The organism is Corallococcus sp. AB045 (assembly GCF_003668895.1).
Taxonomy (GTDB): Bacteria; Myxococcota; Myxococcia; order Myxococcales; family Myxococcaceae; genus Corallococcus; species Corallococcus coralloides.
Map to the genome: position 1 here is coordinate 25,328 of NZ_RAWN01000033.1, position 18,813 is coordinate 44,140.

Here is an 18,813-nt window from a genome sequence, read left to right on the forward strand (position 1 = left end):
GTCACATGCGGGCCACGCGCTCCCGCGTCGCGCGCCGGGGACGCGCCAGGGCCGGCTCCGGACGCAGGTAGCCGACCGCGAGCGCGGCGATTTCATCCACGAACGCATCGTCCTCCACGTAGTCCGGCCGGTCCGTCAGCGCCGTGTGGCACAGGGCCTCCACGGTGTTCACGAGGATGAAGACCGCCATGTCCAGGTTCCGGGGGCGCAGGTCCTCGAAGCGGGGCGCGAGGAACGCCCGCACCAGCCGGTGCAGCCGCTGCGAGTACGCATCCGACAGGCCCCACTGCCGCATCCGCGGCATCAGCTCGTGCAGCACCTGGTTCAGGCGCGGGTTCTCCCGCTTCACCGCGAGCACCTGCCGGATGATCGCGCGCATCGCCACCGGGAGCGGCTGTCCCGCGAGCGGCACCAGCCCGGCCTCGAAGTCCGCCAGCGACCGCGCGCGGTGCTGCTCCATCAGCGCGGTCACCAGCCCCTCCTTGCTGGGAAAGTACTGGTAGAGCGAGCCCACGCTCACCCCCGCCTCCTGGGCGATGCGGTTCGTGCTCGCGGCCTCGTAGCCGTCCCTGAGCAGAACGCGAGCAGTCGCGGTGAGGATGGCGTCAACCGTGGCCTGCGCCCGCTCCTGGCGGGGTGCCCTGCGACGGGACGGAGGGGGACGGCGGGGCATGAGGCCTCCTCGGGGAAATGTGAGCACCACGCGAGTTGAGAACGTGAGCGACTGCTCACATTCTAGCCCCATGCAAACGACCTCGTCCCAGTCCGCTGTTCGTCCGTCTGTCTCGCCGGTCACCCCGCAGGGCAAGGCCTTCCCCTACGCGGGCCACCGCGCGCTCGTGACGGGCGCGTCGTCCGGGCTGGGCGTGGTGTTCGCCCGCGAGCTGGCGGCGCGAGGCATGGACCTCATCCTGGTGGCCCGCTCAGAAGACCGGATGCGCGCGCTGGCGGCGGAGCTGACGGAGGCCCACCACATCCAGGCGGAGGTCATCGCGTTGGACCTGGGCCGTGAAGGCGCGGGCCGCGAGCTGCACGCGCGCTGCCAGGAGAAGGGCCAGCGGGTGGACCTGCTGGTGAACAACGCGGGCTTCGGCACGCACGGAGCCTTCGACGCGGCGCCGTTCGAGCGGCAGCACGAACAGGTGATGCTCAACGTCACGTCGCTGGTGGACACCTGCCACCTGTTCCTGCCGGACATGCTCGCGCGCGGCGTGGGCGGCATCCTCAACGTGGCCTCCACCGCGAGCTTCCAGCCGGTGCCGTACATGGCCATCTACGGAGCCACCAAGGCGTTCGTGCTGTCCTTCACGGAGGCGCTGTCGGAGGAGACGCGCGAGCGCGGCGTGCGCGTGACCGCCCTGTGCCCGGGGCCCGTGAAGACGGCGTTCTTCGACGTGGTGGGCACCCAGCAGGCGGCAGTCGGTCCCATGGCGACGGCGGAGGAGGTGGTGCTGCGTGGCCTCAAGGCCCTGGACCAGGGCCGGGCGTCGGTGGTGCCGGGGTGGCGCAACTGGCTGCAGGCCAACCTGACGCGCTTCACGCCGCGCTGGCTGGGCCTGCGTGTGGCGGCCGGGATGATGCGGCCTCCGGAGGCGGTGGGCACGGGCAGCGCGCGGCTCGCGCCGTAGCGGCGGGCCCTTGGCGCAGGACACCAGACGCCGCTTCGGCACTGGCGGCGTGGGCGAGTCCAGGGCAGCGGCGATCCGCGCGTCGGTGGGCTGGAAGAAGGTCTCGCCGCGTGGGGCCCACTCGCCAGTGAAGACGAACGAAGCCATCCAGCGCTGAAGGACTGATGCCACGGAAGGCGACCACGGACGGGTCGAGCCACTGCTCTGTGTCGATGGCGCCCTCCGCCGTCGCGAACTCCAGCACCCGTCCTTCCGGCGCCTGGGCGTACAGCGACTTGCACAGGTTGTGGTTCACGGGTCCCGCCACCCAGTAGCAGTGGGAGCGAAGTCGGTCGCGCAGCGCCAGCAGCTCCGTTTCGGACGGGATGCTCAGGCCAATCCCGCGGCCCGAAGTTCTCCGCGAGGAGCGCAGCGCCGCCCGCCGGGCACGCTTTCTGGAAACCTGTCCGACAGTCGGACAGGGATGCGCCGCATGAAGCCCCATCCTCGATGGTGGGCCGCGGCCGTGTTCGTGCGCGGACGCGAAGGGCGCGCCATGGGCAGAGGCCGCCCGCCAGGCCCGCTTCCTGGAAACCTGTCCGACAGTCGGACCGGTTTACGCTGCCTGAAGCCCAAGGCCGTGAACGTGTCCGACAGTCGGACAGGTTTTCACCGCTCGGGCCCGGAGGGCGCGCCCTCCCGGCAGGCGGCGCGGCCGGTTTGCCCGCACGTCCATGTCAGACCCCTGTGGTTGGATGGCGATGCTGGGACGACGAGGGGGATGGGGATGGGACGGGGCGGGCTGGTGGCGTATGTAGAGGCGCAGATCGAGCGCGATATCGCGCTGGGAAGGCTGCACCCGAGCGGGCAATTCGGCTCCGAAGCGAAGCTGGCGCGTCGCTATGAGGTATGCCGAGGCACCATCCGGGAGGCGCTTCGGCGGCTGGCGGCGCGGGGCCTGGTGGTGCAACACCCCGGACGCAAGACGCGCGCGGTGGCGCTGGATGAGTCGCTGACGCTGGAGAACCTGGGCCTGGCGCTGCACGACGCGCGCTCCCCGGACGCGCGGTGGCTCCTGGAGGGTTATTTCAGCCTCAAGCGGCAGGTCCTGGTGGAGCTCCTGGTCGACTGCTGTGCGAGGGCCTCCCTGGTGGCTTTGGATCAGTTGTCGGACACCTGCTTCAAGTTGCAGGACGCGGCGCGCTGGGAGTCGGGTGCAACCTGCGCCCAGGTGGAGTTCGAGCTGCTGCGGCTGGCGGCCCGGGTGGCGGAGCGGCCCGGACACGTGCTCCTCGTTCAATCCCTGCAGCGGGCATTCCTGGGAGGCGCAGCCCGGTTGCTGCCGCTCCTGGGGGGTGAGTCGCTGCGCGAGTGGGCCTGGTTCGTGATGGGGGCCCTCTCGGAGCGTAACGTGCGGGCGCTTCAGAACGAGCTGCCGGCGCTGCTGAAAGCCTGCGATGAGCGCCTGCTGGACGCCTTCGCCCCCGCCGCCTCCCAGGGGAGCGCGTCCCCTGAGGACCCCCGCGCCCAGGAGGAACGCCCCGCTGCCCCTGCGTCAGCCACCGCGCAGGTCCATGCGATGGAAGTTCGCCCCGCCATGGAGGAGCGTGACCTTGGCTGTCCGGCCCCAGCCGTCGAGAGCAGTGAGGCGCTCGGGGTTGCCCCCTGCCTCCAGGAGCAGGGCTTCCACGTGGAGCAAACCCGCGGGACGCTGCTGTCCCCAGCCGCCATCGGGCTCGTCCCCTGCGAGCCAGGTGGGGCGTGCGCCGGGGATTCGATGGGCGCGGCCTTGGGCGACATGTCCGGCTGTCGGACAGGTCCTGGCGCCCTGGGTTCGGAGGAGCGACTCCTGCCCAAGGCCCCGCCCATGGGCTCTCACGGCTTCTCTCAGGTGGCGGTGCACACGGACGGCGGTCCGCTTCACGATGTCCGGGGGCCCCTGGGCCGATGGGCTGCTCGCCTCTGGCGATTCATTGCCATTCCCCTGGGACTGCCTGCCTGGTGAATGGCGACAGCCCCTGGGGTCTCTGCTGTTCCTGGGGCGACTTGCGTCTGGCTACCTGCTCAAGGGTCGGCCTTCGTGGAGGCGGGCGCGAAGGCCTCCCTCAGCACCTTCGCCTCCAGGGAGCGGTAGATGTTGGCGTGGAGCAGGTCGGGCCGGGGTTCGTACTTCCACCTCAATCCCGTGGGCGCGTTCGCTCGGAGCACTTCGGCCAGGCGCGCGGCCTGCTCCGGGACGTCGTCCCCAGCGGACGCCAGGTAGAGCGTGGCCTTCAGGTCCGGCATGGCCTTGAGCCGCTCCTCGGCCCTGCGCACCCATTCGTCGTTGTTCCACCAGATGCTGGGGCTCAGCGCGATGAAGGTGCCGAACATCTCGGGCTGGAGGAAGAACGTCTCCATGATGAACAGCCCGGCGGCCGACTCGCCGATGATGGCTGTCTCGTCGGTGACGCGGTACTCGCGGCGCACGTGGGGCATCAGTTCGTCGCGGAGGAAGGCCCGGAACGCGGCGGAGCCTCCGACTCGCGGGGCGATCTCCTTGTCGGACTCGACCTGTGTGGGGCCCGTCATGTCGCGGCGCCGCTCGGTGTTCTCGATGCCGACCAGGATGACGGGCCGCATCTCCCCGGCGCGGATGGCGGTGTCCACGGCGGTGGCGACGTGCGGGAAGTCCTCCTGCTCGCCACCGTCGGGCATGTAGAGCACGGGGTAGCGCACGCCCTTCGCCGCGTCGTAGCCGGGCGGCGTGTAGACGTTGATGCGCCGCTCCTCCTGGAGCGCCTTCGACGGGAGCGCGAACGTCCTTTGCGGAGGCATGGGCTCCACCTTCAGGGCGTGTCCCGCGCAGCCGACGAGGGCGAAGGCCAGCACGAACAGACGGACGGACCACATGGACTGCCACCTCCTGAGTGGGGGAATACTCGCGCGCTTCAGCGCCGGGACGGCGGCCGGGACGACGAGGACGACGACTTCGCCTTGGGCACTCGCCGGGCGACGAAGAGGGTGTGCCGCGATCCCTTGGTGCCGTGCGCCGTGGGGTGGAGGATGTTGACGGAGAAGCCCACCTCTTCCAGCAGCTTCACATACGCGGGCGAGGGCCCGGCGCTCCACACCACCAGCGTCCCGTTGGAGCGCAGGGAGTTGAAGGCGTGCGACACGCCGGTGAGGTCGTAGAGGCTGTCATTGTCCGGGTGGGTCAGGGCCTTCGGGCCGTTGTCCACGTCGAGCAGGATGGCGTCGAAGGCGCCCTGCTGCCTGCGCATCACCTTGCCCACGTCACCCTCCACCACGGTGACGCGCGGGTCCTCCAGCGGCGCCTTCGCCAGCGGCGCGAGCACGCCCCGGTTCCACTCCACGACCGGAGACATCAGCTCCGCGACGACGACGCGGGCGCCCGACCCCAGGCGGTCGAGCACCGCGCGGACCGTGAAGCCGAAGCCCAGCCCGCCCACGAGCACCCGGGCGGGCGCACCCGCATCGAGGTTCGCGCAGCCGGCCTCGGCCATGGCCATCTCCGAGCCATGCTGGCGGCTGGACATCAACGTCTGGCCACGCACGCGCAGCACGTACTCATCGTCTCGCCGGGCGAGCACGACCTCGCCCACGTCCGGCAGCTGCGCTCGCTCCACTGTTTCCCAGGGCTTCATGCCAGCGCTCTTCGCGCGACCGGGCCTCCGGGTCAAGTCGGCGCCTTGACACCCCGGGACGTGCCTGCGAAATGCCGGACGACCGCCCCCACCCCATGGAACGCAACGGACGACAGGCGTGGCCCCCGGAGCTCTCCGAGCCCTTGCGTGAAGTGGACCGCCTGCGCCGGGGAGGCCGCTACACGTCGGCGCTCGCGCTGGCACGGACGCTGGCGGAGGCGCATCCGACGCAGGTGCGGGTGCTGGTGGAGGTGGGGCTGACGCTGGGCGTATGGGGCGGCCAGCCCGCGGAGGCGCTGCCCTGGTTCGACCGCGTGCTGGAGCTGGCGCCGGGCCACGTGGCCACGCGCTACCACCGGGCGCTCACGCTCGCCCGGCTGGGCAGGCACGCGGAGGCGGTGGAGGGCTTCACGCAGGTGGAGTCCGCGGGGTTCCGCAAGGCGCTGGTGCTGCACATGAAGCGCGCGGAGTCGCTCGAAGTGCTGGGGCGGCTGACGGAGGCGGAGGCGGACTGGACGGCGGCCCTGGCGGAGGACCGGGGCAACCCGTGGCTGCTCCAGCAGCGGGCCCGGAGCCGCACCCGCGCGGGGCGGACAGAGGCCGCGGAAGCGGACCTCACGGAAGCGCTCGCGTCCCAGCAGGGCGAAGCGGTGGACCCGGAGTTGCTGTACGATCGAGGCATGCTCCGGCTTCAGCGTGGTGATGTCTCGGGTGCCCGCGCCGACTTCGACGCAGGGCTCCAGGCCTTCCGAGTGGGTGACCCGCCGTCGTTGCTGGACGCGCTCCGGAGGGGGCTCCAGGACGCTTGGGGTGCACGTCATGGTGAATGACAAGAGTCCCCTTCGGGCCGCATCCGAGCTCGCCCAAGCAGGGAGGACGGCCGAGGCCATCGACTGCCTCGAAGCGGCTCTCGCTCTCACCCGGTCAGACAAGGAAAGGCCCGCCGATACCTCCCTTCTGGCGAGAACAGCGGGCCTCCACTGCGAGGTCGCCGGGAGACTTTCGCAAGCAGCGCGCTACTACGAAGAAGCCATTGCCACGGCGGATCCTGAGCCACTCCTCCTGATCGCATGGGCGAGCGTCCTCTGGCGGTCAGGCCAGGCGGACAGCGCACGTTCGTCTCTGGCAAGCGCCGAATCCCTGGCCCGGTCGCTCTCGGATGCGGATGCCTTGACGATGGTCGCCAACATCCGCGCGGAGTGGGCGAGCGACGACCGTTGATCATCTCTCGCGTGGCTACGCGTGCTCGGCGTGTGCCGGCGCGGGACGGCTGGCGCCACGGTTCGCGACCGCGAAGAGCGCTGCTCCGACCAGGGTGAGCGCGACGGCGGCCCAGGCCGGCGCGAGGTAACCATACCCGGCAGCGATGACCAGGCCGCCCAGCCACGCTCCCGCCGCGTTGGCGATGTTCAGGGCGGAGTGCGACATCGACGCGGCCAGGGAGGGCGCGCCGGGCGAGGCCTCCATGAGCCGCACCTGCACCGCGGGCGCGAGGAACTGCGCCGCGATGCCGATGAGGAACACGAGCGGGACCGCCGCCCAGGGTGACGTGGCCATGAGCGCGAACAGTCCCATCACCAGCGTCGTCGCGCCGAATCCGACCCACATCGCGAGCGATACCGAATGATCCGTCAGACGGCCTCCCAGCATGGCCCCCACCGTCATGCCCACTCCGAAGAGGGCGAGCACCCACGGCAGCCCTGATTCGGGCAGCCCCGACACGAGCGTCAGCGTCGGCGCGATGTAGCTGTAGACCGCGAACAGACCTCCGAAGCCCACCGCACCCACCAACGACGTCCACCACACCTGCGGCTGCCGCAGCGCGGACAGCTCCTGACGGATGCTGCTTCCTCCCAGTGACGCCATGTGCGGCACCCACAGCCAGAGGGCCGCGAGCGTCACCAGTCCAATGGCACCGACCAGCAGGTACGTGCTCCGCCAGCCCAGCTGCTGCCCCAGGAACGTCGCCGCCGGGACGCCGATGATGTTGGCGACGGTAAGCCCGGCCATGATCAGCGCCACGGCGCGCCCCTTGCGCCCGGCTCCCAACAGCTCGGCTCCCACGACGGAGGCCACCCCGAAGTAGGCACCGTGTGGCAGGCCCGCCATGAACCGGGCCGCGATGAGCGTCTCGAGCGTGGGCGCCAGCGCCGACGCCGTGTTGCCCAGGGTGAACGCCACCATCAACAACAGCAGCAGCGCCCGGCGAGACATCCTCGCCGTCACGATGGCGACCAGCGGCGCTCCCACGACGACGCCCAGCGCATAGGCGGCGATGACGTGACCGCTCTGGGGAATCGTCGTCTCCAGCCCGCTCGCGATCCGCGGGAGGATGCCCATGGTGGCGAACTCGGTCGTCCCGATGCCGAAGCCCCCCAGGGACAGCGCCAGCAGCGCCCTGCCTACGTCTTGCTGCTTCATGGGGCGCCGCCCTGGGTCATTGTCTTCAGTGTGTGAAATCTGCACGATTCGGCATGTATCTGCCGAATCAGGCGCGTATTTGCAACGGAACGGGTCGGGTCGGTACCCCTGGCTCCGAATCAGGCATGGAGGCGGGACGCATGGTCACCCATGAGCGGCACAAGCGGATCCTCGAGCTCCTGGCCCGGGAGCAACGTGTCGCCGCCTCCGCGCTCGCCGAGGAGTTCAACGTCTCCGAGGACACCATCCGCCGTGACCTCCGGGAGTTGGCCGAGGAGGGGTTGCTCCGTCGCGTCTATGGAGGCGCGGTCCCTCGCACGCCCGCCGCGCCCACCTACGCGGGAAGGCGGGGCGAGTCCGTGGCGGCCAAGAGCGCCATCGCCGCCACCGTGGCAGGACTGCTCCGCCCCGGGCAGCTCATCTTCCTGGATGCGGGGACGACGGCCACGGCGGTCGCGTCACAGCTGCCGCCGGACCTGAAGCTGACGGTCGTCACGCACAGCCTGCCCGTCGCCTCCGTGCTCGCCGAGCACCCGCTGGTGGAGGTCATCCTGATTGGAGGACGGCTGCTGAAGGATTCCCTCTCCCTGGCCGGGGCCGAGACCGTGGAGGGATATCGCAAGTTCCGCGCGGACCTCTGCGTGCTCGGGACCGCGAGCGTGCACCCGGAGCTGGGCTTGGGCGTGTTCAACCACGAGGACGCGGAGGTGAAGCGCGCCATGGTGGCCGCGGCCACGGAGGTCATCGCCGTCGCGGCGGGGGAGAAGCTGGGCACGACGGCTCCCTATGTCGTCGGGCCCCTGTCCCTCATCGACCGGCTGGTGACGGACGCCGCCGCCCCCGCCGGGTTCGCACGAGCCCTCGCGCTCGCGGGCGTAGAGCTCGTCCAGCGCTGATCAACCCTCGCGGGAGATGGGCTCGAACTCGATCGTCTCCCCGTGGGGGCGCACGTAATAGAGGTGGATGCGCAGGTGCGGGTACGCCGTCTGGAGCTCCTTCGCGCCGAAGTGCAGGTCCTTCAGCTGCTGCTCCACGGCGATGTCCGGCCCCAGCGCGCTGTGCTTCGCGTGGTAGTAGCCGCACCCCTCGTGCGCCAGCAGCAGCACGTCCTCGATGTGATGGCCTTCGATGAGGAAGCGGGCGGCCTTCGTGAAGCCCTCGCTCTCCAGGTAGTCCGACGCCCAGCGGTTGAGGAGCGCGGGGCCGCCAGGGAGGGTGAGCGTGTCGATGCGAGGGTGGCCCAGGTGGCGGGCCAGGTCCTCCACGGCCTCGGTGAAGCGCCCGTCCGAGCAGTACACGGCCAGGGTCTTCGGGTGGACGGACTCGAAGGGGACGCGGGAGACGTAGGGTGCGCTCATGCGCCCCAGGTTAATGGCTCCCGGCTCCCGCGAAAGCACCTTCGAGCCGTCGCGTGAAACGCGGTGACGCGCCCGGTGTCAGTTGTGCTCCGGGAACGCCGCGGGCTGCCCCGTGCCGCCGTTGCCCTCGGGCTTCGGGCCCGCGTGCCGGTCCGCTTCGGACTCGCGCCCACCGCCCTTGTGCCGCAGGTTCTCGTCCTCGCTCATGCCCTGTCGCTGGACCTGCTTCTCGTCTGGTTTCTTCGTCTCCATGTCGAGCCCCCTGTCGTTGGAGGAAGTCCTCCGATGTCCTCCCAAGATGGGGGCGGACGGGGCGTTTGCCATGTCCAGCGCCTGCCCGGCTGGCCGCTCAGCCCTCGCGAATGGCCCGGGCCTCGAGCGCGGCGCGGGCCCGCTCCGCGAGCCTCAGGCTGTCAGGGAGTTCCCGGCCCAGCAGCCTCGGGACACCCACGGCCAGCGCCACCGCGTTGCTGTAGAAACACGCCTGCGCCCGGGACAGGTCCGCGAGCGGCAGCACGCGCTCCACCACCGGCAGGCCGTCCACGGACGCCATGGCCAGCAGCACCGCGCGCGCGATGCCCGGCAGGCACGGCGCGGACAGCGGCGGGGTGACGAGCGCGCCGTCCAACTGCACGAAGAGGTTGGCGGTGGGCAGCTCGCAGACCTCCGCCGCCTCGTTGGTGAGCACGGGCATCCATGGCATGAGCGCGTGCTGGCGGAAGTAGGCCAGGCCCTTGTGGTTCACCGTACGCTCCGCGCGCCGGTAGGCCCCGGCCTCCACGCCCTCCAGTTCGCGGCCCTGCCGGTGCAGGGCTTCGAGCTCCGCGGGGAAGGGACGGAAGGTGCACAGCACGTGTCCGTCGCTGACCGCGAGCTTGCCCACGCCGGTGAAGCGGGGCCCCATCGCCGCATCCGCGGTGAGACAGCGGCGCAGGGCTTCCCGTACGGCGTCCTCGCGGAGGAGCGCGGGAGCCGGAGCGCGCACCGCCGTGGAGAACGCGTCCAGGCTTCCACGCAGGCGGGACAGGTGCCGCGCGAGGAACCTCGGCTGCCCGGCGTCGATGCGGAAGGTGGTGAAGAAGCCCGCGCCGAAGAAGAAGCCCTGGGAGAAGTCGTGCAGGCGCAGGTCCTCCCAGCGCTGGACGACACCATCGACGGAGACGGTCTGCGGGTGCATGGCCTCATACTAGACCCGCGCGAGCGCCCGGCGAGTGGCGTCACGGGCTGGCTGCGCCGCCGAGCGGAGGGCTCGCGGAGGCCGCCGGGATGCCGGGCAGCGTGAAGAAGAACGCGGTGCCGCGGCCTGGCTGGCTCTCCACCCAGACGCGGCCGCCGTGGGCCTCCACCAGCCCCTTGACGATGGCGAGCCCCAAGCCGGCGCCCGCCTTGCGCGTGTGGATGGCCTGCCAGAAGCGGTCGAACACGTGGGGCAGGGATTGCGTGTCGATGCCCGGCCCCGAGTCCTCCACGCGGAAGCACACCTGGTCCTCCCGGCGCTCGGCCTTCAGGAGGATGTGGCCCCCGGCCGGGGTGAAGCGGATGGCGTTGCCCACCAGGTTCTGGAAGACGCGCACCAGGCGCGCCCGGTCCGCGCGCACCCGCGGGAGATCCGGCTCGGACTCCACTTCGAGCCGCAGCGCCTTGTCCGCCACCAACAGCTCGTTCAAGGCCTGCACCTGGTGGAGCAGCCGGGGCACGTCCAGCGGCTCCACGTCCAGCGTCGTGTGCCCCGACTCCACCCGCGCCACCTCCAGCAGGTCGTCGATGAGCCCCTCCATGTTGCCCACCACGAGGCGGACCTTGCGCAGGGCCTCCGTGGCATTCGCCTCTTCGTGCGTCCGCACCAGGCTGCGCTCCGCGGAGCGGGACAAGAGGGTGATGGTGTTCAGCGGCGCGCGCAGGTCATGGGAGACGATGCCCAGCGTCTCGTCGCGCGCGGCGACGGCCTGCTTCGCGGTGCGGTACAGCCGCGCGTTCTCCAGCGCCAGCGCGGTCCGCCGCGCCAGCTCCTCCACGAGGGGGAGGCTCTCCTTGCCGTAACGCAGGCCCGTGTGCGAGGACACCAGCAGCAGCACCCCCAGGGAGTGGTCCTGGAGGGCCAGCGACACGGCCACCGCGGACTCCACTCCGGGGCTGTCCGCGGAGGGGCCCGGCAGGAGCACCCCCGACCCCGTGCGCAGCGCCTGCGCCACGGTCCGCCCCAAGGCGGTCTCGGCCCCGGGGGCACACGCCGCTCGCAGCGCGTCCGCCAGTTCGCGCGTCCCGGCGGCGACCTCGGAGGAGGCCCCCTCCTCGAGGCAGCCGCCCTGCGTGGCGATGGCGCAGCCGTCCGCGAGCGTGGGCACCGCGAGCGTCACCACGGTGCGGACCACCTCCCCGCAGTCCAGGGAGCGCGTGCTGGCGGCGCCCATGTCGGAGAGGAAGCGGCCCCACAATTCGACGCGCCGTTTCTCGGTGATGTCGCGGAAGTAGACGGAGAGTCCCTCCGGGGACGGGTACGCCACGACGCGCAGCCAGCGGCTGTCCACGAGCGAGGGTTGCTCCTCCTCCACGGGGAGCTGCGCCGCCGTCGCCCGGCGCACCAGGGCGGCCATGGCCGAGCCATGGTTGCCGGAGAAGACCTCCTCCAGCCGCCGTCCCAGCAGCACCTCGCGCTTGAGGCCGAAGTGCGCTTCCGCGGGCCGGTTCACATAGGTGAAGCGTCCGTCCCGGTCGAACGCGGCGAAGCCGTCGGTGATGCGCTCGAGCACCGCGTTCAGCCGTTCGCGCCCGGCCTCCGCCTCCTCGCGGGCGGCCTCTTCCCGAACCAGCCGGTTGCGCGCCTCGTCGGCTTCGTAGCGGGCGGTGATGTCCTCGTGGGCCATCACCACGCGCAGCGGTCCCGACCCGACGAAGCGCGTGGCGCGCAGCAGGAACCAGCGCCGCTTGCCTCCTCCGGGCTCGTGGCACGGGTAGTCCAGGAGGAACGACTCGCTGCGACCGGCGAGGATGTCGCGGATGCCTTGCGCCACGGCGGCCGCTTCCTTGGCGTTCGCGCCGTGCGCGGCTTCCGTCACCTTCAGGTAGTTCGCGCCCACGCCGCAGCGGCCGTCATCGTCCGCGCAGCCGTTTTCGCGCGCGAAGCGCTTCCATGCGGCGTTGACGGCGATGATGGCGCCCCGGCCATCCAGGATGGCGATGTGCGTGGACAGCGAGTCGAGCGTGGAGCGCAGGAACTTCTCCGACTCATGCCTCGCATGTTCGGCGCGTTTGCGGGGACTGACGTCCCGGAAGCTGACGGTGAGGCCTCCCGAGGAAGGGTACGCCCGCACGTCCAGCCAGGCATCGAGGGGTTCGTAGTAGGACTCGAACGCGACATGGACCTGCTCGGCGAGCGCCCTCTGGTACTCCTGCTCGAACATGGAGCCGCGCGCCTCGGGGAACGCCTCCCACACGTTGCGCCCGAGGAGCTCCGCACGCGGGCGTCGAAGCAGCCACTCGCTGCTCGTGTTGAGGTAGGTGAAGCGCCAGGAGCGGTCGAGCGCGAAGACCGCGTCCGAGATGCGCTCCAGGGCGTCGAGGGCCTGGATGGATGAGGGAGCCTCGGACGCGGGGCGCCCGGGCGGGGTCCGTTCCTGGCCCTGTCTCACGGCCATTCCTCCACTCCCCCTCATGAAAGACACCAGAAGGAAGTATGGGAGTCACGGCCGCGCGAAGCCGCGCGAGGACGGCTCCCCGCTCGTGGGCCAGCCCGGACAATGGAAGGGGAGCGCCCCCCTGCCCGCGGGCTCGCGTGTCTGGAGTTACGGGGCCGCCGGCGCGAGCCCGGGGCAGTCCTCACTGAATCCGATGAGCGCGTACCCGGTCATCTGGCCCGTGCGCAGGGGAGTCCTGCCGCAGAAGCACCGATCCGAGCCGACCTCCGTCGTGTACGTGGCGTCGCTGTAATAGATGGTCAAGGAGTCGGTCGTGCAGCGGTAGAGCGCGTCCTCGCGCGCCGCCAGCTCGGAGGTCGCGCGCTGCTCGGCTTCTTCCATTCCACAGCCGAACTGAACTCCGATGACGGCAAGGCCCAGCATCAATGAACGGCGCATGGTGTCTCCAGGAGAGAGGGGGAGTTGCCTGGCCATGGTGCCACGTTGGCCTTGCGCGAAATTCCATGGGTGGGCGCAAAGGCTCTCAAATGCCTGGGTTGTGTTGGGTGCACGACCCGAGTGGACTCACCCCGCGTTGCGGATGCCCTGCTCCCCGGAGCGGTGCGCGAGCTGGAGGATCTCCTCCTCGGACAGTTGCTCTGTCTTGATGATGTTCCGGTCCGCCTTGAGCTGTTCGACCTGCCCCTCACGCAGGACATGGAATTGACCTGTCTTCTGCGCCGGGAGGCGAACCGATGCGTCCACGCGCGCCTCCGCGAACATCGGCTTGAGCTTGCGGAGCGCGGTCTCTTCCTTCACGCGGCCCGCGAACCAGGCGCGCACGTTGTCGCGGCACTTGTAGTCCAGGTCGCCCGGGCTCTGCGTCGCGAGCATCACGCCGACGCCGGCCGAACGCGCTCGCCGGAGCAGGTTCTCCATGGGCTGCTTCGTGGCGGGGATGCCGACCGCGGGCAGGTAGATGTCTGCCTCGTCGAAGAGGAGGACCGCCTGGAGCCTGGGCGACGGGTGCTGGCTGGCCCAGCGATTGGCCTCCACCAGCAGCTGAGACACCCAGAACAGCGAGCTGTGCAGGCCGCCCAGGAACTTGGTGCTGATGATGGTGAGCCGTGTCTTGCCCGGCACCTTCGCGGCCCCCAGGCCCAGCAGCTCGTTCATGTCGAGCTTCTCCCCGGTGTTGGAGAGCAGCGCCTGCGCGTTGAGTCGCAGCGTCGCCAGGTCCTGGGCAAGCTTGACGAAGACCCTGTCATCCAGCCCGTGCGCCTCCTGGACGAGTGTCATGTCCTGCGCGGCGACGAAGCGCTGGATGAGGTCCAGGGTGATCTCCTTGCCGGACGGACGCTGCACCAACAGGCGCAGCGCCAGGGCCAGCAGGGCCTTCGCGGCCTTGTCCTTCTGGCCGCTCTTGTACTCCAGCATGGAGGAGAGGGCGTCCGCCGCCTGCTGGAGGATTTGATCGCGCTCCTCGGGAGAGAGCTTGTCGAGCCCCCGGGGCACCACCGGGATCGACAGCGGGCGTCCGTCCGAACGGCCCGGCGTGTAGAGCGCCACCTCCACGCGCTCTCGCAGTTGCTTGCGGCGCTCGACCATCATCGGGTCGTCCAGCTCCTCGTCCCACGACTCGTCGCGCGCATACGCGGCGAGGTCGCCCTTGCGGTCCACGAGGATGGCGGGGACGCCCTGGATCACCAGCTGCTCGATGAGGTTCAAGGCGAGCGTCGTCTTGCCGCTGCCAGGACCGCCGAGGAAGGCGCTGTGCTTGTTCAGCTCATCCGCCTGGACGAAGACGGTGTTGGCGAAGACGCCTTCGGAGACGCCCACGCGCATCTGGCCCTTGGGGCCTTCTTCGTTCTTCGACTTGCCGACGGGAGCGGGGGACTTGTCCGGCTTGACCGGGAGAATCTGGCTGGCCGGCGTCACCTCCCACTCGGACTCGCCGTCGGACACAACGGATTCACTCACGGCGCCGGGCTTGACTGCCACGGGCGCGGGGGACGCAACGGCAGCCGTGGCCGAAGGCACGTACTTCTCCAGGGCCAGCAGGTCCGTGATTCCCTGGAGCCGTGTCACCGGACGGGCCACGCGGCTCCATCCGAGGAACGCGGTTTCGTCGTGCTGCTTGCGGAACGCCTTCAACGCGAGCAACTCCCGCAGGTCGCTGGGCCCCACCACCGCCCGTCTCCCTCCCTTGCGGTGGAGCACCGCGGTCTGCTCCGCCACCAGCCTGCCCAGGCTCCCAGGGAACTCCGTGGAGCGCACCAGCACAGGCAGGCTCTTCTTCGCGGCCCTGATGGCGCTCTCCATCTGCCTCGCCAGGTGTCCACCTCGCGAGGTGGTGTTGCAGATCGCGACGTACAGATGGGTGCTTCCTGGCTGGATCGTGACGTCGAGCGCGTCCTCCCCGCAGGGTTCCACCAGGAAGCGGGTGGCGCCTCCCAATTCCTCCGAGCTCACCTGGATGCCCCAGTCGAGCAGCGCCGCGATATCCGCATCCTCTTCTGGCACGCGCTCCTTGAACTTCGCTTTGAAGTCCGTCCAGGCCTGATCCAGGTCTGGCGTCGGAGGCGTCTGCGGGACGGCGGTGACTTTCGTCTGGGGAGGCTGACGCTTCTCCGGCAGGGGGAACGCCGCCGGCAGCTTGCCGTCCTGGATGGCCTGTTCCCGGTAGCGGTGGCAGGCGTTCAGGATGTCGCGCGTCCGCTGTCCGCTCAGCTGCTCGAAGCCCTGGGCCGGAAGGGGGTAGGTGGGCTGGGCCGGGTTGAACGCGATGCCCTGCTGTTCGTACAGGGACTTCAACCGGCGGGCCGCGATGTCGCGCCCCGTCTGCGCGGTGACGTTGAGCTCCAGGTCCACGGGCTCGGGGTTGCGCTCGATGCGGTCGAGCATCGCGCGGTTGAGATGCGAACGCGTCGCGACCCAGAAGTCGGAGAGACAGCAGACCACCACGATGGCCGAGGGCACCTGCGCCGCCATCGCCACCAGCGTGCTCATCGCGCGGCGGAACGAGGGCTCCATCTGGGGCCTCTGCTCGAAGTCGAGCATGTCCTCCACCTGGTCGACGCAGAGGACCATCGCCTTGCCGAAGATGCCCATCAGCTGACCCAACTGGATGAGCATCCGGCTGGGGGACTCCTCGGTGTTGCGAGGCACCAGGTTGCCGATGATGGCCCGGTCCTCCGGTGACATCTCCTCGCAGCGCAGCCACTGGACGATGCGGTGGTGGAAGCGGGCCTCGCGGCGCTGGAGGCAGAGCAGGGCGCGCAGCAGGTTGACGTCGATGTTCCGGAACGCAGGGTCCGCGTGCAGGTCGTCCGCGACCGCGCGGATGTTGCCGTGCAGCTCCTCGTCGTCCAGCACGTCCTCGTCCGGGATGTGGGCCGCGAAGATGTTCGTGCAGCGCTTGAGCACGGCCTCGGACAACAGCATCAACCCCGTGTCCTCGACGTGGCCGTGGTCGTACGGCTTCTCCAGCGAGTCGATGACTTCCGACAGGATGTACCGGTCGTAGTGCGTCACATCGACGGTCATGGGCAGATACCCGACGTAGCCCCTGCCGCTCTCGTGCACGCTGTTGCGGAAGGCGCGCACCAGGTGCGTCTTGCCGCTGCCGGAGTCCCCCTTCAAGAGGAGGATCCTCCCGTCCTCCGGCGGCGTCTGCGCGGTGGCGCGCTTCACGAGCCGCTCGAATGCCACACGCGCGGGGGCATTGATGGAGGGCACGTCGAATGGGTCCCGCTTCCACAGCGTCTGGCCCTGCTGGACGCTGTTGAAGATCTCGGGGCCATCGGACAGGAACGCTTTCAGCCGGGCGTCTTTGGACATGGGGAGGCTCCTGAGAACGGGTTCCGCTTAGAGGATGACGAAGTGGAAGCTGGCGCCGACGGCACGCACTTCGGACTCGGTGATGTCCTGGGGGTTCATGGCCGCCAGCAGGTCCGCGCGTCCCAGGGACAGGTGCTGCGCGCGGTTGGCCGCGAGCAGCGCCTCGTTGAACGCCGGGCGGTCCGCCCACTCCGGCTGCAACGCCTTCCACACGTGGGAGATGAAGACCTTGTTGTCACCGAAGCGGCCCGTGGGGGGCACGGCCTTCGCCGCGTCCAGCACCCGCCGGGCGAAAGACACCGTCTCCGTGGGCGGCACCTTGGGTGCGAGCTTCACGGCCGCCTCCACGAGCTTCGGCCTGGGCGCGGAAACCTTCTCCGCCTCCGCCAGCACCCACTCCCGCAGCGCCGCCATCCGCACCACCTCCGCGTCCACCCGCGGCGCTCCCACCGCGCGGGCGGCCAGCTGCTCCACGCCGCGCTTCGGGTCGCGGACCTCCTGGCCCAGCAGCTGGCCCAACAGGTGCGCCTGCACCGCGCGCAGCGAGAACGCCTCGTCCGTCTCCACGCCCAGCTGCCGCCACAGCAGCCGGTCGCGCACCTGCGCCAGCGTCGGCGTCTCCGGCCCCTCCACCTTGTGCGCCCGCTTGAGCACCAGGGCCCGCACGCCGTCCGCGTCCGATAAGCGCCCCAGCGCGGGCTTGGAGGCCGGCAGGCCTAGCCCCTTCGCCAGCAGGTGCTGCTGCTTCACGCGCTTCCACGTGAGCCCCTTGGGGGAATCCACCCGCAGGAACTTCAACGCCTGCTGACGGCCCGCCCCCGTCAACGCCAGCCCCGAACGGCCCCGGGCCTCCACCTGCTTGTCCTCCAGCAGCTCCGTCAGCAGCGCGTCGAACCGGCCGTTCCATTCGCCTCGGCTCCAGCGGTGCTCCACGAACGCGTGCAGCGTCTTCGCCAGCTCGTTGCGCGTGCCGGCCTTCTTCTCGGAGCGCGTCGCCAGCCAGGCCAGGGCCAGGCCCTGAAGCCGGGTGTCAGGAGTGTCGGTGTCCATGTCGTGGCTCCCGCCCGCCAGGCTCGCGCCCGCGGGCTTCAATCAACGTGTCGAGGGTGTGGAGGATGTGCTCCAGCTGGGACAGCACGTCCGTCGCGAGCAGCCGGTACACCCAGTAGCCCTCGCGCTGCAGGTCCAGGTCCTTGCGCCGGTCGCGGCGGAACCGCTCCGGATCCTGGAAGTGGTGGTAGCCGTCGATCTCCACCGCGATGCGCAGCGGGCGGCACAGCAGGTCCACCTCCCAGCTGCGCTTGTCCTCGGGGCGCAGCCGGGCGTTGAGCTCGAAGAGGCCCGCCGTGCGTGGGTGCTCCTCCAGCCGGTCGCGCAGGTACGCCTCCGCCTTGCTCCGCGCCCGGTCCGCGCCCGCCTCGCCCGCGCCCGTCAGCACCGCCAACGCCACCTCGGCGGCGCTCACCCGCTGCTTCTCGGGCGCACCCGCGCGCTCCAGCTTCCGGAGCGTCGCCACCGCGCTCGCGGCCTCGGATGGCTCCGTCGGCACCTCCACCACGCCCTCGCGCACCAGCGCCTTCAGCCGCGTCTCCCCGCCCGCCAGGAACGCCCCCAGCGCCTCGCTGGACACCACGCACGCCACCGGGAGCGCCGGCACCGCGTTGCTCAACACCCCCGCCACCTGGAGCCCCCGGTACGATGGCGCCTCCCCCACCGCCATTCGCACCACCGGGGCCTTCCCGGGCGGCAGCAGCGCGTGCAGCGCCCGCAGCCCCGCGCCCAGGTTCTTCGCGAACGCCGTGCGCACGGCATTCGGGAGCGCTCCCGGCTCCACCGCCTCCCGCCCAATCACCAACTCCCGGCACAGCGCCCACGTGGCGTCCGCCAACATCGCGGGCGGCGGCAGCGCGTCCAGCAACACCCGCCGCTCATGCGCTGTCTTTCCCCTGAACACCGGCGTGTGTCTGGGATTCGCCGCCGTCAGGCTGAACGCCGCCAGCGCCTCCGCGTCCGCCCCCAGGTCCCGGGTCGCCGCCAGCGCCCGGGCCCAGCCCAGCGCCGCCTCCTGCGGGTCCTCCCCAGACACCTCCACCACCGTCAGCCCGTGCCTCGCGGCCCATTGGTTCCAGAGGGTCTCCCCCAGAGCCTCCGGTCCCTCCAACACGCTCAGGGTCGCGATGCCTTCCTCCCGGCGCCGGGCCTGGCGGTCCAATGCATCCAGCAGCGCGACTTCACCCGCCAATGGCAAGCACTACCCCCCGGGAGTGATGGCTTCACCGCCCCTCGTGAGCAAAAGACTGCTCCCACGGGTCGGGTGAAGACAAGC

18 protein-coding genes are annotated in these 18,813 nt (G+C 70.5%); 6 read left to right on the forward strand and 12 right to left on the reverse strand.

What is annotated here, in order from left to right; genetic code table 11:
• Position 1: 1 nt before the first annotated feature.
• A complete protein-coding gene (locus D7Y21_RS10805) occupies positions 2 to 673 on the reverse strand; it encodes a TetR/AcrR family transcriptional regulator (protein ID WP_158619353.1) in 672 nt (223 codons plus the stop codon).
• Between the two features lie 70 nt (positions 674 to 743).
• On the opposite strand from D7Y21_RS10805, the gene D7Y21_RS10810 reads away from it, so the two are divergent.
• From D7Y21_RS10810 to D7Y21_RS10815, 3 genes are all read left to right on the forward strand, one after another.
• On the forward strand, positions 744 to 1,628 hold the full coding sequence (locus tag D7Y21_RS10810; RefSeq protein ID WP_121712998.1) for an SDR family oxidoreductase: 885 nt from the start codon (positions 744 to 746) through the stop codon (positions 1,626 to 1,628).
• A gap of 10 nt (positions 1,629 to 1,638) precedes the next feature.
• Positions 1,639 to 1,785, forward strand: a complete 147-nt coding sequence (locus D7Y21_RS41745) for a hypothetical protein (RefSeq protein ID WP_158627272.1) — start codon at positions 1,639 to 1,641, stop codon at positions 1,783 to 1,785.
• A gap of 603 nt (positions 1,786 to 2,388) precedes the next feature.
• Positions 2,389 to 3,612 carry a FadR/GntR family transcriptional regulator gene (locus D7Y21_RS10815; RefSeq protein ID WP_121713000.1) on the forward strand — a complete coding sequence of 408 codons (1,224 nt, stop codon included), beginning with the start codon at positions 2,389 to 2,391 and terminating at the stop codon, positions 3,610 to 3,612.
• Positions 3,613 to 3,671: 59 nt separating this feature from the next.
• Here the strand turns inward: D7Y21_RS10815 and D7Y21_RS10820 are convergent, their stop codons facing one another.
• Together D7Y21_RS10820 and D7Y21_RS10825 are read right to left on the reverse strand one after the other, a co-directional pair.
• Positions 3,672 to 4,499 (reverse strand): alpha/beta hydrolase, encoded by an 828-nt coding sequence (locus tag D7Y21_RS10820; RefSeq protein ID WP_121713002.1) that lies wholly within the window; start codon positions 4,497 to 4,499, stop codon positions 3,672 to 3,674.
• Between the two features lie 38 nt (positions 4,500 to 4,537).
• Positions 4,538 to 5,254 carry a hypothetical protein gene (locus D7Y21_RS10825; RefSeq protein ID WP_120565207.1) on the reverse strand — a complete coding sequence of 239 codons (717 nt, stop codon included), beginning with the start codon at positions 5,252 to 5,254 and terminating at the stop codon, positions 4,538 to 4,540.
• A 95-nt stretch (positions 5,255 to 5,349) separates the two neighbouring features.
• Here D7Y21_RS10825 and D7Y21_RS10830 point away from each other — a divergent pair, with 95 nt between their 5' ends.
• A complete protein-coding gene (locus D7Y21_RS10830; protein ID WP_121713030.1) occupies positions 5,350 to 6,084 on the forward strand; it encodes a tetratricopeptide repeat protein in 735 nt (244 codons plus the stop codon).
• A complete protein-coding gene (locus tag D7Y21_RS10835) occupies positions 6,074 to 6,475 on the forward strand; it encodes a tetratricopeptide repeat protein (RefSeq protein WP_158627273.1) in 402 nt (133 codons plus the stop codon). The genes D7Y21_RS10830 and D7Y21_RS10835 overlap by 11 nt, the downstream gene beginning before the upstream one ends.
• A gap of 15 nt (positions 6,476 to 6,490) precedes the next feature.
• On the opposite strand, the gene D7Y21_RS10840 is transcribed toward D7Y21_RS10835, so the two are convergent.
• Positions 6,491 to 7,675, reverse strand: coding sequence for an MFS transporter (locus D7Y21_RS10840; RefSeq protein WP_120565205.1), 1,185 nt, complete (start codon positions 7,673 to 7,675; stop codon positions 6,491 to 6,493).
• A gap of 140 nt (positions 7,676 to 7,815) precedes the next feature.
• Between D7Y21_RS10840 and D7Y21_RS10845 the strand changes: the two genes are divergently transcribed.
• Positions 7,816 to 8,571: a DeoR/GlpR family DNA-binding transcription regulator gene (locus tag D7Y21_RS10845; RefSeq protein WP_120565204.1), complete on the forward strand. Its 756-nt coding sequence runs from the start codon at positions 7,816 to 7,818 to the stop codon at positions 8,569 to 8,571.
• Here the strand turns inward: D7Y21_RS10845 and D7Y21_RS10850 are convergent, their stop codons facing one another.
• From D7Y21_RS10850 to D7Y21_RS43310, 8 genes are all read right to left on the reverse strand, one after another.
• Entirely contained in the window at positions 8,572 to 9,033 is a 462-nt protein-coding gene (locus D7Y21_RS10850; protein WP_120565203.1) for a carbonic anhydrase, read from the reverse strand. It abuts the gene before it with no gap.
• 78 nt (positions 9,034 to 9,111) lie between these two features.
• The gene (locus tag D7Y21_RS42190; protein ID WP_014394505.1) at positions 9,112 to 9,285 is read right to left on the reverse strand and encodes a hypothetical protein; all 174 of its coding nucleotides are present in this window, start codon (positions 9,283 to 9,285) and stop codon (positions 9,112 to 9,114) included.
• A 97-nt stretch (positions 9,286 to 9,382) separates the two neighbouring features.
• Positions 9,383 to 10,210, reverse strand: coding sequence for an aminotransferase class IV (locus D7Y21_RS10855; protein ID WP_121713006.1), 828 nt, complete (start codon positions 10,208 to 10,210; stop codon positions 9,383 to 9,385).
• A gap of 40 nt (positions 10,211 to 10,250) precedes the next feature.
• A complete protein-coding gene (locus D7Y21_RS10860; protein WP_158627274.1) occupies positions 10,251 to 12,668 on the reverse strand; it encodes a PAS domain-containing protein in 2,418 nt (805 codons plus the stop codon).
• A gap of 147 nt (positions 12,669 to 12,815) precedes the next feature.
• Positions 12,816 to 13,106 (reverse strand): hypothetical protein, encoded by a 291-nt coding sequence (locus D7Y21_RS10865; protein ID WP_147443287.1) that lies wholly within the window; start codon positions 13,104 to 13,106, stop codon positions 12,816 to 12,818.
• 126 nt (positions 13,107 to 13,232) lie between these two features.
• Positions 13,233 to 16,487: an ATP-binding protein gene (locus D7Y21_RS10870; RefSeq protein ID WP_121713010.1), complete on the reverse strand. Its 3,255-nt coding sequence runs from the start codon at positions 16,485 to 16,487 to the stop codon at positions 13,233 to 13,235.
• 27 nt (positions 16,488 to 16,514) lie between these two features.
• A complete protein-coding gene (locus tag D7Y21_RS10875) occupies positions 16,515 to 17,537 on the reverse strand; it encodes a hypothetical protein (protein ID WP_120565277.1) in 1,023 nt (340 codons plus the stop codon).
• Entirely contained in the window at positions 17,518 to 18,729 is a 1,212-nt protein-coding gene (locus D7Y21_RS43310; protein WP_158627275.1) for an endonuclease domain-containing protein, read from the reverse strand. Before D7Y21_RS43310 ends, D7Y21_RS10875 begins: the two co-directional genes overlap by 20 nt.
• Positions 18,730 to 18,813: the final 84 nt, after the last annotated feature.